The organism is Marinobacter santoriniensis NKSG1, from assembly GCF_000347775.1.
Classification (GTDB): domain Bacteria; phylum Pseudomonadota; class Gammaproteobacteria; order Pseudomonadales; family Oleiphilaceae; genus Marinobacter; species Marinobacter santoriniensis.
Map to the genome: position 1 here is coordinate 37317 of NZ_APAT01000015.1, position 17226 is coordinate 54542.

The window sequence follows — 17226 nt, forward strand, 5'->3', positions numbered from 1 at the left end:
AGGAGGCAATGTTCATGGACAAAGCAACCCGGTTCCGTCTGGAAGCCAGACCCCGCATTCCGGACTCACTGGAGCGGCTGCAGGAGCTCGCTAATGATCTGTTCTACAGCTGGGACCACGGTGTCCGGAACCTGTTTGCCCGGATAGACCAGTCCCTTTGGCAGAAAGTGGAGCACAATCCAAAAGTCTTCCTGCGGCGGGTTGCCCAGGAGCGCCTCGACGAAGCCTCCCAGGAACGGGCCTTCCTCGCCGAGTATCGTCGCGTACTCAGCAACTACGACGCCTACTGCGAGTCGGAACCGGTCCCGGAAGTCACGGAATACCTTGATCCGGACAAGTACCGCGTCGCCTATTTCTGTGCCGAGTTCGGGTTGCACGAGAGCTTTCCGATCTATTCAGGCGGTCTCGGAATTCTGGCAGGCGATCACTGCAAGGCGGCCAGCGACCTCGGCTTGCCATTCGTTGCTGTCGGGTTACTGTACCAGCAGGGCTACTTCATTCAGTCCATCGACGCCCAGGGCCATCAGATAGCGCGTTATAAATCCCATACCAGTGATGAATTACCGATCACTCCGGTCATGCAGGACGGCACCCCGCTGAAGGTTTCGGTTCCCTTTCCCGGCCGGATGCTCACCGCCCGGGTCTGGCAGGCAAGGATCGGGCACATACGCCTTTACCTGCTCGATAGCCACACCGAAGAAAACACCGCCGAAGACCAGGAGCTGACTCTCCAGCTCTACGGCGGCGACGAGAACACACGTATCCAGCAGGAAATGTTGCTGGGGATCGGCGGAACCCGGGTTCTGGAGGCCCTCGGCATTGAGCCCACCGCCTGGCACATCAACGAAGGCCACGCGGCATTCCAGATACTCGAACGCTGCCGACAGACCATGGGCAAGCATGATTTGCCCTTCGAAGCGGCCTTCGAAGCGGTGGCTGCATCCACGCTCTTTACCACCCATACACCGGTCCCGGCCGGCCACGACATCTTTCCCAAGGGGCTGGTGGAGCATGCACTGAGTCCCTATCTGGAGCAATCCGGGCTCGACTTCGACCAGATCTTTGCACTGGGAAGCAAGGACGGCGGCGACAGCTTCAATATGACCAGCCTGGGTTTGCGGGGATCCCGGTTCCACAACGGCGTAAGCCGCATCCACGGCGGCGTCGCGTCCGTCATGGAAGGCGACATCTGGCCACAGATTCCGGCAGCGGAAAATCCCATGGGTTACATCACCAACGGGGTCCACGTTCCCACTTTCCTCGCCCCGGAATGGGCCAGCCTGTTCGACATCCAGTCGCCTACCTGGCGCTCGGAACTGAGAAACCCGGAATACTGGAGCTTTGTCGACCAGATCCCCGATTACCATTACTGGAGTGTCCACAAAGCGCTCAAGCAACAGATGGGAGAGTTTGTGGTCGAGCAGCTTCGGCGGCAGCACGAACGCAACGGTACAGGGCACTCGGTAACCGAGCGAATGACCCGGCAACTGGTGTCTCCCGACAAGGACACGCTGATCATCGGATTTGCCCGCCGTTTTGCCACCTACAAGCGGGCAACGCTCATCTTCTCCGACCTTGACCGGCTGGAACGGATGCTGACCGATCCCGAGCGCCCGACCATTCTGATCTTCGCCGGTAAAGCCCATCCCCGGGACAATCCCGGCCAGCACCTGATCAAGGTGATCCACGATCTGTCCATGCGCCCTGCCCTGATGGGCCACGTGCTGTTGCTGGAAGACTATGATCAGGCCATGGCCCGTTACCTGGTGTCAGGGGTGGACGTCTGGCTGAACAACCCGGAATACCCGAAAGAAGCCAGCGGGACCTCCGGCGAAAAAGCCGCGCTCAACGGTGCATTGAACCTCAGTGTGCTCGATGGCTGGTGGGGGGAAGGCTACAACGGCGAGAACGGCTGGGCCATCACGCCCCGGGATACCCGGCTCGATCCGGAATTCCGCAACCTTGAGGAGTCCCGGGATCTGCTCGATCTTCTCGAGTTCGAAATCATCCCGCTCTATTACGACCGGGCCTCCCAGGGCTACTCCAAAGGCTGGGTAAAGCGCTCCAAGGCATCCATGAAAACGATCACGCCCCGTTTCAATGCCCAACGGATGGTGATGGATTACGTGGAACGCTATTACCACCCGGCCTCGATGCAGGGGGCGCGCCTGATGGCGAACCAGGCCCGGGAAGCGAGGGAACTGGCGGAATGGAAGGCGAAAGTACGCGAGGCCTGGTCCGGAGTCTCCATGTCCGTGGTCGGCTGTGTTGACGCCCAGTGCGCCTACGATGAGACCGTCGAACTGAGGGTCGAAGTGGTGCTGAACGGGCTGGCACCGGAAGACGTGCGAATCGAGTGCCTGGTCACACCGGATTGCACCGGCAGCCATGACGCATCAGGACCGGACCGCTTTATTCTCGAAAAGGAAGGTGAGCAGGATGGGCGAACCCTGTTTTCGGCACAGGTTCCGCCGCCCTATCCCGGATTGCAAACCCTGCGCCTGAGAATGTATCCCTACCACCCGGCGCTCACCCATCTCCTTGAGATGGGGTGCATGTTATGGGTTTAGGAATCCGGAAAGCGATCAGTCCTCGTTCGCTTCCAGCGACGTGACGACCGGATTGGCGTACATATCGAGAAGGTAGGGACGAATCGCCGGGTCGCAGGCTTCGAGCCGGCGCTCCATCTCGGCTTCTGCCGCCGCGATATCCGCCGGTGACCAGGTGTCGGCGGTCACCACCGAGTCGGTCACAGTCTCCGGTGTGTCGTGCGCTCCGGGATGCAGACCACGCTGCTGGTAGGCAACAAGATTGGACGCGTGCAGATGGTAATTCGCGTGCATCTCCCGATCGATCAATGCGGACATGGCCCTGGGGTTGTCCGGGGCGCCCTGGATCGGCGCGCCGAAGTGCACGTGCACATGCCCCTTGAACCCGGTGAGGCCCCGGACAATCTGCTCACTGTCCTCGCCTTCGGTTTTGGTGTAGCTCCCGGTCCGGGCCCGGGTTTCAAGCTCCCGAGCCTTGTCAACGTCGCAGGGGTCGTATTCGTAGGAAATCGCCACCGGCACAATGTGCAGCCGGTCCATCGCTTCGTCGAAACCCAGCCCGCTTTTCTTCCGGCTCATGTAGAACATCTTGATGATCGCGGGATCGGTGCGGTCGATACCATCCTTCGCCCGTCCCTCACGCTGCGCAATCCAGATACTGTGATTGGTATCGATGCTGTGGTTGATAAAACCCGACAGCGTCAGGTAGGCGTCCCGCATCTCCCGGGGGCTGGTCATATTGCGCCGGACCACAAAGCTTTTGTTCAGCCGCATCATCTCCGCGAACACCCGGTTCTGCAGGAGGTTGTCACCAATTGCAATGCGGGTGGTGTGAAATCCGTTCTGGAAAAGCAGGTAATTGACCACCATCGGATCGAACACAATGTCCCGGTGGTTGGAGATGAACAGGTAGGCGCCTCTCTTGTCCAGACGCTCCAATCCACTGTGGGTGACGCGGGTCGTCGTGCCTTCTACCAGCTCGCCGACATAGGTCGACAGCTTCGCCTGCAGATCATCAACACGGGTAAACTGGCCAAACTGGCGGATCAGCCAGTGACGGACGAACACCCGGAGCATTGCCGGTGTCCAACGAGCGAGTGTGGGTGATTTGAAGCGGCCGACCATATCCAGAAATTCCCGGTCATTGACCAGACGATGAATCGCCGGAGCCGTTTCTTCGTCCGAATAAGGACGGATGGCGTCAAATTCCTGCATTGAAACCCTGTTATTGTGGCTGTTGCGGGGAGTGCCCCCGGATTATGAATCAAACATCACAGCGTTGGTAAAGCGGCGCTATTGTAGCGTTTATCCTGCAGATTTGTCTCACCCGAAAGGCGGGTTGACCAATCCGCGCCTCTATTCTGATATCATGCGCCACGCGTCCGGGATGCCGCCTCCCGACAAAGATTCTCCCTCTCTTCCTGGAAACGACACTCGGTTAGCCATGTACCCTGATCAGGACTTCGAACAGCTTGCCAAAGAACGCCCCACCCTGGCCAGAACGTCGCCCCATCAGGTTCTGCAGGAGGTTTTCGGCTATGAGTCATTCCGGCCGTTGCAGGGAGAGATTGTCGAGGAAGTCATCAATGGAGGCGATGCCCTTGTCCTGATGCCCACTGGCGGCGGTAAATCGCTCTGCTATCAGGTGCCGGCGCTGGTCCGCCCCGGTACCGCCATTGTCATTTCTCCGCTGATAGCGCTGATGCAGGATCAGGTGGCGGCCCTCCGGGAGTTGGGTGTCCGCGCGGCTTTCCTCAACTCCACCATGGATTTCGAGCAGGCCCGAAGCACGGAATACGCGCTGACAACGGGCGAACTCGATCTGCTGTATTGTGCCCCCGAGCGGCTGATCCAGCCACGGACACTCGATTTACTGCAGGGTGCGCCGATTGCTCTGTTTGCCATCGACGAGGCCCATTGCGTCTCCCAGTGGGGCCACGATTTCCGGTCGGACTACCTCCAGCTCTCCATGCTGGCCGAGGCCTTTCCGAACGTTCCCCGGATTGCCCTGACGGCAACCGCCGATGAACGGACCCGGGCTGAAATTGCCGACCGGCTGTCGCTCAATAACGCGCGGCACTTCGTGAGCGGTTTCGACCGCCCCAACATCCAGTACCGGATCGCACCGAAGACCAACGCCAACAAACAGTTGCTCGATTTCATCAAGAGCGAGCACGACGGCGACTGCGGGATTGTTTACTGCCTGTCACGAAACAAAGTGGAAGCGACCGCGCGGATGCTCAGCCAGAACGGCCTGACAGCACTTCCCTACCACGCCGGACTGGACGCAGCACAGCGGGCCGAACACCAGGAACGTTTCCTTCGTGAGGACGGCGTCATCATCGTCGCGACCATCGCATTCGGAATGGGTATCGACAAACCGGATGTCCGTTTCGTCGCCCACCTGGACCTCCCCAAAAGCCTGGAAGCCTATTATCAGGAGACCGGCCGGGCGGGCCGGGATGGCAATCCCTCCACGGCCTGGATGGTTTACGGACTGCAGGATGTCATCAAGCTCCGTCAGATGCTGGAGGGCTCCCAGGGAAGCGACCATTTCAAGCGGGTCGAACGCCAGAAGCTGGATGCCATGCTGGGCCTGTGCGAAGTCACCGGTTGTCGGAGGCAGGTGTTGCTGGAATATTTCGGTGATTCCCTGGAAGCGCCTTGCGGCAACTGCGACACCTGCCTGAATCCCCCCGAGACCTGGGACGGGACAGTAGCAGTCCAGAAAGCTCTGTCCTGCGTTTTCCGGACCGGACAGCGATATGGCGTGACCTACCTGATCGACGTCCTGCGCGGCGCCGAAAACGAACGGATTCTTCAGGCCGGTCACCACTCCGTTTCCACCTACGGAATCGGGACGGAGCTAACGGCCAACGAATGGAAATCGGTATTCCGGCAACTGGTAGCGAATGGGTATCTCAGGGCGGACCCGGATGGCTTCGGCTCGCTTCAACTGACCGAACGCTGCCGTCCCCTGCTGAAAGGCGAGGACAGCATCCTGCTCCGCAAGGATCCGGTCGCCCGTCGGAGTTCCGGCCGCAAGACCGCAGGCGGCAAGGCAAGGCCGGTGATTGGCGATGATGTCAACCAGGCGGCCTGGGACCATCTGCGTGCCTGCCGAAAGGCCCTGGCGGATCAGCAGGGCGTGCCGCCCTACGTGATCTTCCACGACACCACGTTGTATGAAATGCTCAAACGGCTCCCCCGCACCCGGGAAGAGCTGGGAGAGATAACCGGTGTTGGCGCAGCGAAGCTGGACAAGTACGGCGAGACCTTCCTGCAAGCCCTCGCCGAGGCCGCCAGTCTCTAGGCGGGATTTTGCTCGGTGAAGCCCTTCTTGCGGACCCGATAGTGCGCAATGGACGTGGCCACATGTTCACCGGTCGCGTCTGTCAGCACGCCCTCAAGAGTAAACTTCGCGCGCCCGGTCGTGTCTGCGTCGTGCTGGATGGCGGCCACCTGCTCGGGACTGAGCGAGAACTCCACGGTGACATCGGAATTGGCGGGCTGAAGGAACTGCAGCGTCATTTCCTTGAGAATCGGCGTGTAGGACGGCCCCAGGTCGAACAGCGTGAGCACACCGCCCGGGATTTCTGCCACCAGGAAATACGCGCCTGCGTACAGGCTTCCGAAGTGGTTCTTGTTACCTTTCAGTCGGATACTGGCCCGAACGTAGCCCGGGCGGACTTCCTCAACCCGGAAGCCATTGCGGGGTGCGAACGGGATGGATAGCCCCACCAGCCGATTGACCGCCGCGTAGCCACTGGTTTTCTTCAGCCAGGCCAGCGGATGGGCCAGTGTCGCCCGGGGGTCGGCGGATGCAACCCATTGCCCGGTTGTGCCAACAATGTTGTCTATCAGTGCCATGATGTTACGTCCTGTCTCAATCTATGTGGGCGATGATTGCAATCCGGCAAGTCACCGGCAAGCATCTTTTACAGTTTTTTAGATGCCGTCCGTTTTTTCCCCGGCTGGTTGGTCTACAGTAGAGTCTGTTGATCAACACGCAGAGAAGGAACTCGTTGGTGTCTCGCACCCGCATTCTCGCCCTGATGTTCTGCTGGGGGCTTACTGGATGGCCCGTAGCGGGGTCTGCCGACCCCGGCCCTTACGTGGCACCCGAAACCCACGGCTATATCCTGTGGTATCGGAACTACGACAGTTCGGCCATTCGCGCCCTGGTTACGCTCGCCCTGAAGAAAACCCCGGAATATGGCCCCTTTCGCCTGATTCGTAGCGAGGAACTCAGCCAGGGACGGGCGCTTCGGGAACTCGCCGACGATCATGCACGGCTTGTGGACATCGTCAATGTAGCGACCTCCAGGGAGCGTGAAACCCAGCTGACGGCCATCCCTATCCCAATCGACGGCGGACTGCTGGGGCTTCGGGTATGCGTGGCAACACCGGATAAACTGCCGCTGTTTCAGGGCATACGCACACTCGACGACATCAGGAAGCGAGACATCCGGATTGGTCAGGGAGCGCACTGGCCGGATACCCAGGTCCTGAGGGCAAACGGAATCTCCGTGGTCACCCACTCGCGCTATGAAATCCTGTTCGGAATGCTTCGCAACGACCGTTTCGACTGCTTTGCGCGCGGCGTCAGCGAAGTGCTTTACGACCTGGGGATCGAGCGGGATCCGAACCTGGCGGTCGAGCCCAATCTGCTGCTCGCCTACCCCATGCCGTCCTACCTGTTTGTTGGCCCGAGACAGCACGAAATCGCCCAGCGATTACAGCTCGGCCTGGAGCGCGCCATAGAGGATGGCAGTTTTGGCAACTACCTGGCGACCTACTACGGTACGGCGGTCGAGGCTCTGCGCCTGCGTCAACGCAACGTGATACGGTTGCAGAACCCCGACCTGACCGAAGAATCCCGGCTCATTGGCCGGAAAACGTTCCAGAATCTGGAGCGGCGGCTGGACTTCCTTGCCAGCCACTAGCGAGCTCAGACCCGGAATCTGGAGACGTTCTGCTGCAGGCTGTGACCAATGGTTTCGATGTGTCCGCTGTACACGTCGTTTTCACTGGCCGCTGCCGCGGCTTCCTGGCCCTGATCCGCTATCCGGTTAATGGACGCAATCAGCTCTTCGGTCACGGAGGTCTGCTCCTCCGAGGCGGTGGCGATCTGCGATGTCATCTGGCTGATGGACGTGATCGCCTCGGCTATCCGGTTGAGAGCCTCCATCGCATCCTGGGCTTTCTCCATACTGACGTTCGACACCGCCGTGGATGCCTTCATCACGTCGACAGCATCGTTTGCGCCTTTCTGAAGACGCTCGATCATGTTATTGATCTCCTCGGTGCTGCTCTGGGTCCGCTGGGCCAGGTTTCGGACTTCGTCGGCAACCACCGCAAAGCCACGTCCGGCCTCTCCGGCCCGCGCGGCCTCAATGGCGGCGTTAAGGGCCAGCAGGTTGGTCTGCTCCGCGATTCCCTGGATCACTTCCAGAACCGAAGTGATGGAGGTCACATCCCGTCCCAGCGTGTCGATCACTTCAGCGGCAGCATTCACTTCCTTCGCCAGCTTCTGCACGGCATCCCGTGATGCGGCCACTGTCTCCAGTGAGGACCGGCTGTCTTCGTCGGCCGTATTGGCAGCGTCGGCGGTTTGCTGGGCATTCTGAGCAATCTCGTTGGCCGCAGCCGACATTTCGTTGATGGCCGTCGCCACCATGTCGATCTCCGACTGCTGCTGTTCAACGCTGTTTCGGCTGGCTCCTGCGGTCGTCTTGAGGGACTCGACGTTGCTGGCCAGCTCCTCACTGCCCTGCTGAACATCCCGCACCACGTTGCCGATGTTCTCCACGAACCGGTTGAAACTGCGCGCCAGCTCTCCGAACTCGTCATGGCTGCTGTCATCCAGCCGCTGTGTCAGATCGGCGTCACCGGTACTGATGTCGGCCATTGCCTGGTTCAGCCGGCGCACCGGTGCCATCAGGGCCTTGATACCCAGGTGGAGAATGACCAGCGCAATCAGCAGGCCAACCACTGCCATGATCAACCCGGTGACGCGGGCGCTTTTCACCGGCGCCTGAATCTTGTCCTTGTTCACGAAGGTGCCCAGATACCAGTCGACACCGCGGGCATCGGCAATCGGATGGAAACTGACCTCCCAGTCGGCTTCCTCAGTCTGATAATCGATGGCACTGCCATCCAGCTTCGGATCGCTGCCAATCAACGTACTGATGTTTTTACCGATCAGGTCCTTATCGGGATGGAAAAGCACAGTGCCATCCTTGCTGATCAGGGCCGCATAGCCGGTGTTCGCCAGTGTGACCGTCGACAGCGTCTTTTCGATGGCGGCCAGCGTGATGTCAGCACCCACCACACCTTTGTAACTGCCGCTGGCCACCGGTGCCATCGTGGAAATAATGGTCTCACCGGAACTGGCATCACGATAAGGTGCCGTGAACGATGCCTTACCCAGTTCAACACCCTTTTTGTACCAGGGCCGTTTACGGGGATCGTAATCGGCCGGCAGCGTGGCGTTGTCTTTCTCCGTCTTCATCAGCATGTAGCCATCGGCTCTGCCCACGTACACATCCTTGAAACCACCACTGCGGGTGATGGCCATCAGGATGTTCCGCGCGGCCGGATCGGAATCGACGCCTTCAAGGGCCCTGGCCGTCGCTTCCGTCATTCCCAGTCGGGTGTTGAGCCATTGCGCTATGCTGGACGTACTCTGATTGACAGTGTCGTCCACCAATGCCGTAACGTAGGTGTCGGTGGTGTTCCTGAGCCGGTAGTCTCCCGACAGGGTGAAAGCCCCCATCGCCAGGAGCAACAGAATGCCGAAGGCAATCAGAAGTTTCTGACCAAATGACAGGTTCACTGAAGAATCCTCGTTCATCGCTAGAGACAGGAAAGATATCGGTTGAAAAAAGGAGAGCGTGACGCAAACCTGATATCCGTTAATGAATGTTTCGGCCCGGACTGCGAACTCTTGAGCACCTTCTGTTAAACTTTTTGAGAGACATGCAATCCCGGACTCCGATCAATCCATCACCCGCGACTGGAGCTGCACCGAATGCCCCCTGAAGAACTGCATCTCAATCTCCGCAATCTCACACTGGACGATTATGGCCAGCTCCAGGAGCTGATGGACCGGGTCTACGACGATATCGGCGGGGCCTGGCCCAAGGAGACCATCAAGGCTCTGGTTGAGCAGTTTCCGGACGGGCAGATCTGCATTGAGGACAACGGGCACCTCGTAGCGGTCGCCCTGACGGTGTGCGTGAAGTACGAGCGGTTCAGCAACCCGCATACCTATGATGACCTGATCCTGCGCAACGAAAAGATCTGGCACAACGCCAATGGCGACTCGCTGTACGGTCTGGACGTGTTCATTCATCCCGATTACCGGGGCTACCGGCTCGGTCGCCGCTTGTACGAAGCCCGTAAGGAACTGTGTCGTTCCATGAACCTGCGGGCAATCCTCGCCGGCGGACGCATTCCGAGTTACTACAAGTACAAGGATCAGTACTCGCCAGCCGAATATATTCAGCGTGTGGACCGGAAGGAGATCTACGATCCGATCCTGACCTTCCAGCTGTCCAACGATTTCCAGGTGACCCGGTTGATGCACAAGTATCTGCCGGAAGACGAGAAATCCATGGGTTACGCCACCTTGCTGGAATGGCGGAACATTCTGTACACCCCGCCCTCGCCGGTTCTCAGTGTGCGCAAGACCCAGGTACGCATGGGTGCGGTCCAGTGGCAGATGCGTGAATTCTCGTCCGTCGAAGAGGTGCTCGAGCAGGTGGAGTACTTTGTTGACGCACTGTCCGACTACAAGAGTGACTTCGCTCTGTTCCCGGAATTTTTCAACGCGCCCCTGATGGGCCTGACCGACCAGATGGACCAGACAAGGGCCATCCGCTTCCTGGCGGGCTTTACCGAACAGTTCCGGGACCAGATGTCCGAGATGGCCGTCAGCTACAACATCAACATCATCACAGGGTCCATGCCGCTGCTGGAAAATGATCGCCTGTTCAACGTGTCCTATCTCTGTCATCGGGATGGACGCGTGGATGAGCAGCGCAAGATCCACATCACCCCCCACGAACGCCGGGACTGGGTGATCGAGGGCGGCAACCATTTCGAGGTGTTCGATACCGATGCCGGCCGGGTGGCCATCCTGATCTGTTACGACATCGAGTTTCCGGAGCTGGGCCGGATCGCAGCAGAGCAGGATGTCGATATTATCTGTGTCCCCTTCTGGACCGACACCAAGAACGGTTACCTGCGGGTACGCCACTGCGCGCAGGCCCGGGCCATCGAAAACGAATGCTACGTGGTGATCACCGGCAGTGTGGGTAACCTCCCGAAAGTGGAGAACCTTGACGTCCAGTATGCCCAGTCGTCGGTATTCTCTCCGTCGGATTTCGCGTTTCCTCACGATGCCGTGATGGCGGAAACCACGCCCAACACCGAGATGATCATGTTCTCCGATATGGACCTGGAGAAGCTGAAGCTGGTCCGGAACGAAGGGTCGGTCAACAACCTGAAGGATCGCCGCGTGGACATGTACCATGTCGGCCTGAAACAAACGCGATAAATCAATTGGCCCGCTCGCACTATTGATGAACCGTGTGAGCCCTATACCGTAGATTACTGACTGGATTGCCATTGCCCGGATCAGCGTCTATTGTTTAACCAACATCCAATCCGTCTGTCCATCAGGCGGATTGCAGTGGATACGGAAATCACCAGAGATCAGAATTCATGAATGAAGCACTACCGGACCTTACCGCCCGCTTTCGGATAAAGCGCGGACTGTTTCGCAGGGAGACCGTAGAGGCCTTGCTGTTCGAACTGGACAGTTATGGTTGCGTGCTGAAAACCGACAAGGTTTTCAAGCCGGGTGATAACCTGGTTCTGGATCTTGTGATGGACATGCCGTTCGACAAGATTCGCGCGGACGGCATTCCCGCGCTGGTAACAGAACGTAGAAAGCACTGTAGCAATTTCTTCTATTCCATTGATTTTCACGAATTTGAAGACGGCTCACCGTTGCAGGACAAGCTCGCAAGAATACGGGAAGTACTCTCACGCAAGCTGTCACTCAAATCACGCCGCGTTTCGTCTTCAGGCCCCCTGTCGGGATTCCGGCAAATGGCCTGACCGCTCTGTCCGTTTCAATCATTCCCAAGGAGAAATTTCATGGCGAAGAAAGCCAAACCGAGCGTCGACAAGATCGTCAAGAAGGTTAACAAGGAGTTCGAGAAGACATCCTCCCAGATCGAAGGACTGGTGAACGATGCCCTCAAACAGTTCGACAGCCTGCAGTCCCAGATCGAGGAACCGGTTCGCAAGCTGCTGAAGGAAGTGAACGATCTTCGTGAACGGGAAATGCAGCGATTCAATGAAGAGTTCGAACGTCGCCTGAACGAATTCCACGAACTGCAGAGCAGCATTCTGGAACGCCTCGGTATCGCGGCCAAGGAAGCCGGCACAGACGTCAAGAAACTGACCGACGAAGTCAGCAAGGAAGCCAGCACCGCTGCCAAAAAGGCGGCACCGAAAACCAAACCGAAGACCGCGCCCAAGCGTCCTGCTTCAACGGCCAAAAAGGCGGCCAAACCCGTCGACAAGTCCGACCTTACAAAGGTCAAGGGCATCGGTCCGGCCACCGCCAAGAAAATGAAGGACGCCGGTATCACCTCGATCGAGCAGATCGCCAATCCGTCTGCCGCTGACAAGGAAAAGCTCAAGGCGTTCAAGAGCCTGAAAGGCTACGACCAGCTCTCTGCCGAGGCCAAGAAAGTACTCTGATGCAAACGCCTGACCAGCCTGTATTACGGGACATTGTCCTGGTTGGCGGCGGGCACAGTCACGTCGGGGTTCTGAAGCGGTTCGCCATGAACCCGGTCCCCGGCGTGCGCCTGACCCTTATCTGCCGCGACACCCACACGCCCTACTCCGGAATGCTGCCCGGCTACGTAGCGGGCCATTACAGCTACGACGACGTGCACATCGATCTGAGCCGTCTGGCGGAATACGCCGGGGCCCGGTTTTACCGGGACGAAGCCATCGGCATCGATCGTGATGCCCAGCGTATTCGTTGCCGCAACCGGCCCGACGTTCCCTATGACATCCTGTCGATTAACATCGGATCGTCTCCACGGGTCAGCGATGTGGAGGGTGCCGAGGCACATGCGGTACCGGTCAAGCCGATCAACGGCTTCAACCAGCGTTGGCTGTCCCTGCTGAACCGGATTGAAGGACACGAAGGCCCGCTCACTGTCGCCACGGTCGGCGCCGGCGCCGGCGGGGTCGAACTGACCCTGGCCATGCAGTTTCGACTGAGAAATGAGCTGGAAAAACGCGGCAAGGATCCGGACCAGCTGCATTTTCACCTTTTCGATGCGGCCCAGGAAATCCTGCCCACACACAACGAGCGGGTTCGGGCAATTTTTCAGGAAAAGCTTGCCCAGCGGGGCGTACAGGTACACCTGGGTTCCGCCGTTTCGAAGGTGGAGGCCGGCATTCTGACCGACGAGTCCGGACAACGCTTCGAGGCGGACGAAGTGCTCTGGGTGACCCGGGCCGGTGGCCCGAGTTGGCTTGAGGACACCGGATTGGCCCTTGATGAAGGGCGATTTATCCGGGTCCGGGATACGCTCCAGAGCGAAACAGACGACAATATTTTCGCGGCCGGCGATATTGCCAACGTGGTGAATCATCCCCGGGAAAAGGCGGGCGTCTTCGCGGTCCGGCAGGGGCCGCCGCTGGCAGACAACCTGAAACGACTGGCTACGGGCAAGGCTACCCATAACTTCTACCCGCAGAAGAAATGGCTTGCCCTGATCAGCACCGGTGATCAGTACGCTGTGGCGTCCCGGGGAGACACCGAATTCCATGGCCGCTGGGTCTGGCGCTGGAAGGACTGGATTGATCGTCGGTTCATGCGCAAATTCAGCGATCTCCCGGCGATGGAGGACACCGCCGATCTGCCGGATACCGCAGCGGCACAGAGTTCAGAGGAAGCCGCCCAGGCCATATCCGCCGTTGCCATGCGCTGTGGCGGCTGTGGTGCCAAAGTGGGCAGCACGGTCCTGTCCCGCGCGCTGAGCGAACTCAAGCCCATCGAACGGGATGACATCCTGATCGGCCTCCATGCACCGGATGACGCCGCCGTCCTGACCGTACCGCCCGGCAAGGCCGTGGTGCATACGGTCGACTTCTTCAGGGCGTTTATCGACGATCCCTACGTGTTCGGCAAGGTCGCGGCCAATCACAGTCTCGGCGACGTCTTTGCCATGGGCGCGGAGGCACAGAGTGCGACAGCCGTGGCGACCGTTCCCTACGGCATCGAATCCAAGGTCGAGGACACCGTCTTCCAGATGATGTCCGGCGCCGTCGAGGTTCTGAACGAAGCCGGCTGCGCGCTGGTTGGCGGACACACCGGTGAAGGCAAGGAACTCGCCCTCGGCTTTGCGGTGAACGGGCTGATTGATCCTGAAGAGGTGATGAGCAAGGGCGGTCTCCGCCCCGGTGACGTGTTGATCCTGACCAAACCCATCGGCACCGGCACCCTGTTTGCTGCCCATGCACGGATGGCCGCCAAGGGACGCTGGATCGACGCCGCCCTCGCCTCAATGATGCATTCCAACAAGCTCGCCGCCGAGTGTCTGCGTCGGCATGGCTCCAGGGCCTGCACGGATGTCACCGGATTTGGCCTGTTGGGGCACCTGGTCGAGATGACACGCCCATCCGGCGTGGATGCGGAACTGGAGCTTTCCCGGATCCCGATATTGCCAGGCGCGGAAGAGACCGTGGCCGAGGGCATACTCAGTTCCTTGCAGCCGGCAAACGTCCGGTTGCGCCGGGGCATCCGTGATCAGGAAAAGTGGGTCAACCACCCGAGGTATCCGCTGATTTTCGATCCGCAGACGGCCGGCGGCCTGCTGGCAAGTGTCGCGGCGGAAGAAGCCGAGGCATGCGTGCGGGAACTCAAATCCCTGGGCTATACGCACACTGCCGTCATCGGTCGCGTCACCGCGCAGGATGAGACCGGGCCCATCGAACCGATTACCCTTCGGGATTGACTCGCCGGCCTGAAGAACAGCGCTCGCCCGCCAGGGCCAGCGCCTGCTCGAGGCTCTTTTGCTCCATCTCCGGCGTGAATCGGGGGGCCAGCCGGCTGACCTGTTCGTTCAGTCGATCCAGGAAGCTCGGCTCGCGTTCAGCCCGCCAGAGCAGGTCTGCCAGGGCTGCCTCGTCGCCGACCGGGAAGTAACCTTCGTAGTCGTCACCCAGCAAGCCCCGGTTGCCCGGAATGTCGCTGGCAACAACAGGCACCCCGGCCCGACAGGCTTCGGACACCACATTCGCCCCACCCTCCATGATGGAGCTGATAACCATCACATGGCTGCCGGTGAGCAACGCGGCCGTGTCTGCTTCACCGAGCTCGCCGACCCACTGGAAACGGTCGTTCTCCGCCACTTCGGCCGCCACCGCAGCCTGCCATTGCTCATTGTGCGGCTTTCCGGCACAAACCACCCGAATTCTCGATTCCGGTGGCATCTTCCGCGCGGCCTTCGCAGCCCGCAGCGAATCTTTTTCCTCCCGCAGATGCCCAATCACGCATACCTGGAAGGCGTCGGATGGCGGCTCTGATCGCCGGATCGGCAATGCCGCTGACTGGCGGAGCGTCACCAGGCGACCGCGCAGATGCACGGGGATATCCTGTCCCACACGGTCATGGAGGCCGATCAGGGCAGTCGCCGCCTCCATTGAGGCCAACGTGTCCTCAGGGTATAGGCGCTGGTGTTGATACACATCGGTCCCGGTCAGCACGACAATAAGTGGCAAATCGGGCCAGTCCGCGCGGAAGGCGGCAATGGCCTCCCGGCTTCGCCAGGCGTGCAGAGCTATGAACAGATCACAGGCCTCGCCGCGGTACTCGGTAATGACCCGCACGTCGTGACCCGCCGTTCCGAGAAGTCGCTGCCAGCGCTCGGCCGTCGCTCGATTGCCGGCCCTTGAGCCGCGCAGTGCTGGTGTGATGATCAGGATGTTCATAACAGGGGCTGCTGAGCCAATAAAGATGGTCAATCGTATAGCTGTTCAGAGTTCGGGTAAATCAGGGTATCCTGACGCCCACACAATCCCCCCCACAACAAGGATTCAATATGGCTACCAGCTTTATACGGAAATTGATGGTTTCCAGCCTTCTGTTTTTTAGCGCATCCGTCGCAACCGCGGAAACATTTGTGTTCACCGCCATCCCGGACGAAGACGAAACCAAACTCGTTGAGCGTTTCCAGGGCGTTGCCGACTACCTGTCTGAACAGCTGGACGTGGATGTCCGATACATCCCGGTCAAGTCCTATGCCGCAGCCATTACCGCATTCCGCAACAATCAGGTCCAACTGGCCTGGTTCGGTGGTCTGTCTGGTGTCCAGGCGCGCAAACTGGTACCGGGTTCCGAAGCACTGGCCCAGGGTGTGGAAGACAAGGCTTTCGAGACCTATTTCATCGCCAACACCAGCACGGGCATCGAGCCGGCGGACAACCTCGCCGACCTGGCTGACCAGCTGCGCGGCAAGACCTTCACGTTTGGTTCCAAAGGATCTACCTCTGGCCGACTGATGCCCGAATACCACATTCGCGAAGCCTTCGGTGAAGCGCCTGAAGACGTATTCTCGCGGGTAGGCTTCAGTGGCAACCACACCCGGACGCTTCGCCTCGTCGAAGCCGGCACCTACCAGGTGGGCGCCCTGAACTTCCAGGTCTGGAAAAAGGAATTGGATGACGGAAACATCGACACCGACGCCGTCCGCGTGATCTGGAAAACACCGCCATTCCCCGACTACCAGTGGACCATTCGTGGTGATGTCAACGACCGCTTCGGAGACGGTTTCAAGGAGAAGGTCAAGCAGGCGTTGCTGAACCTGAAGGATCCCAAACTGCTTGAAAGCTTCCCCCGCTCCGGATTCATCCCGGTATCGAACGACGCCTATGAGCCCATCCGCAAAACCGCAGAAGAGATCGGAATCCTCGATTAATGTCCGCATTTGAAGTCTCGGGGCTGACAGCCTCATTCGGAGGAGAGCGTGTTCTGGGACCGCTCTCCCTCCGCGTTGACAAGGGCGACAAGGTCGCCCTTGTTGGCCGTAGCGGCGCCGGGAAATCCACGCTGATCCGACTGCTGTATCAGGAGGTCGGGCGCGATGCCTCGCTGGTCCCCCAGGACCTGGGCCTGGTGAACGCCCTGCCCGTGTTCCACAATGTCTTCATGGGACAACTCGACCGGCATTCCACCTGGTACAACGGCTGGACATTGATTCGTCCGTTTGCCGCCGACCGATCCGTGGTCAGTCACCTGCTCGGCGAGCTTGGTATGGCGGAAAAACTCTGGACACCCACGGCGGCGCTGTCCGGCGGACAACGCCAGCGGGTCGCCATTGCCCGTGCCATCTACCGGCAATCGGATCTCTTACTGGCGGACGAACCGGTTTCCGCCCTGGACGGCCCCAGGGCACACCAGGTCATGGCACTGCTCCGTGACCGGTTTGCCACCAGTGTCGTTGCCATGCACGACGTGGAACTGGCGCTCGCCTACTGCACCCGGATCATCGGCATTCAGGATGGCAGGGTCGCTCTCGACGAACCCAGTGACCGGCTTGCGGCGTCCGACATCATGTCGCTTTACTGACGGCCGGGG

The 17226-nt window shown here is 59.6% G+C and carries 13 protein-coding genes; 9 read left to right on the forward strand and 4 right to left on the reverse strand.

The annotated features are described in order from the left end of the window. Positions 1–14 precede the first annotated feature (14 nt). Entirely contained in the window at positions 15–2570 is a 2556-nt protein-coding gene (gene glgP, locus MSNKSG1_RS05920) for an alpha-glucan family phosphorylase (RefSeq protein WP_040886768.1), read from the forward strand. Positions 2571–2585: 15 nt separating this feature from the next. Here glgP and MSNKSG1_RS05925 read toward each other — a convergent pair whose 3' ends face one another. Further along, entirely contained in the window at positions 2586–3764 is a 1179-nt protein-coding gene (locus MSNKSG1_RS05925; protein ID WP_008938341.1) for a lysophospholipid acyltransferase family protein, read from the reverse strand. Between the two features lie 229 nt (positions 3765–3993). On the opposite strand from MSNKSG1_RS05925, the gene recQ reads away from it, so the two are divergent. Then, complete coding sequence (gene recQ / locus MSNKSG1_RS05930) at positions 3994–5862, forward strand: DNA helicase RecQ (protein ID WP_008938342.1); 1869 nt, start codon at positions 3994–3996, stop codon at positions 5860–5862. On the opposite strand, the gene MSNKSG1_RS05935 is transcribed toward recQ, so the two are convergent. Beyond that, positions 5859–6419 (reverse strand): YiiD C-terminal domain-containing protein, encoded by a 561-nt coding sequence (locus tag MSNKSG1_RS05935; RefSeq protein WP_008938343.1) that lies wholly within the window; start codon positions 6417–6419, stop codon positions 5859–5861. The genes recQ and MSNKSG1_RS05935 overlap by 4 nt on opposite strands. Positions 6420–6577: 158 nt before the next feature. Between MSNKSG1_RS05935 and MSNKSG1_RS05940 the strand changes: the two genes are divergently transcribed. Continuing rightward, the gene (locus tag MSNKSG1_RS05940) at positions 6578–7495 is read left to right on the forward strand and encodes a hypothetical protein (RefSeq protein WP_008938344.1); all 918 of its coding nucleotides are present in this window, start codon (positions 6578–6580) and stop codon (positions 7493–7495) included. A gap of 5 nt (positions 7496–7500) precedes the next feature. On the opposite strand, the gene MSNKSG1_RS05945 is transcribed toward MSNKSG1_RS05940, so the two are convergent. Continuing rightward, on the reverse strand, positions 7501–9387 hold the full coding sequence (locus tag MSNKSG1_RS05945) for a methyl-accepting chemotaxis protein (protein WP_008938345.1): 1887 nt from the start codon (positions 9385–9387) through the stop codon (positions 7501–7503). Between the two features lie 195 nt (positions 9388–9582). On the opposite strand from MSNKSG1_RS05945, the gene MSNKSG1_RS05950 reads away from it, so the two are divergent. The 4 genes from MSNKSG1_RS05950 (at position 9583) to selD (ending at position 14605) form a co-directional block, all read left to right on the forward strand. After that, positions 9583–11112 (forward strand): bifunctional GNAT family N-acetyltransferase/carbon-nitrogen hydrolase family protein, encoded by a 1530-nt coding sequence (locus MSNKSG1_RS05950; protein ID WP_008938346.1) that lies wholly within the window; start codon positions 9583–9585, stop codon positions 11110–11112. A gap of 167 nt (positions 11113–11279) precedes the next feature. Then, positions 11280–11678 (forward strand): hypothetical protein, encoded by a 399-nt coding sequence (locus tag MSNKSG1_RS05955; RefSeq protein ID WP_008938347.1) that lies wholly within the window; start codon positions 11280–11282, stop codon positions 11676–11678. A 39-nt stretch (positions 11679–11717) separates the two neighbouring features. After that, entirely contained in the window at positions 11718–12329 is a 612-nt protein-coding gene (locus MSNKSG1_RS05960) for a helix-hairpin-helix domain-containing protein (protein ID WP_008938348.1), read from the forward strand. Beyond that, complete coding sequence (gene selD, locus MSNKSG1_RS05965; protein WP_008938349.1) at positions 12329–14605, forward strand: selenide, water dikinase SelD; 2277 nt, start codon at positions 12329–12331, stop codon at positions 14603–14605. Before MSNKSG1_RS05960 ends, selD begins: the two co-directional genes overlap by 1 nt. Here selD and senB read toward each other — a convergent pair. Continuing rightward, complete coding sequence (gene senB, locus MSNKSG1_RS05970; RefSeq protein WP_008938350.1) at positions 14589–15581, reverse strand: selenoneine biosynthesis selenosugar synthase SenB; 993 nt, start codon at positions 15579–15581, stop codon at positions 14589–14591. The genes selD and senB overlap by 17 nt on opposite strands. A 110-nt stretch (positions 15582–15691) precedes the next feature. Here senB and MSNKSG1_RS05975 point away from each other — a divergent pair, with 110 nt between their 5' ends. Next, on the forward strand, positions 15692–16567 hold the full coding sequence (locus tag MSNKSG1_RS05975) for a putative selenate ABC transporter substrate-binding protein (RefSeq protein ID WP_152638734.1): 876 nt from the start codon (positions 15692–15694) through the stop codon (positions 16565–16567). Beyond that, complete coding sequence (locus MSNKSG1_RS05980) at positions 16567–17217, forward strand: phosphonate ABC transporter ATP-binding protein (RefSeq protein WP_008938352.1); 651 nt, start codon at positions 16567–16569, stop codon at positions 17215–17217. Before MSNKSG1_RS05975 ends, MSNKSG1_RS05980 begins: the two co-directional genes overlap by 1 nt. Positions 17218–17226 lie beyond the last annotated feature (9 nt).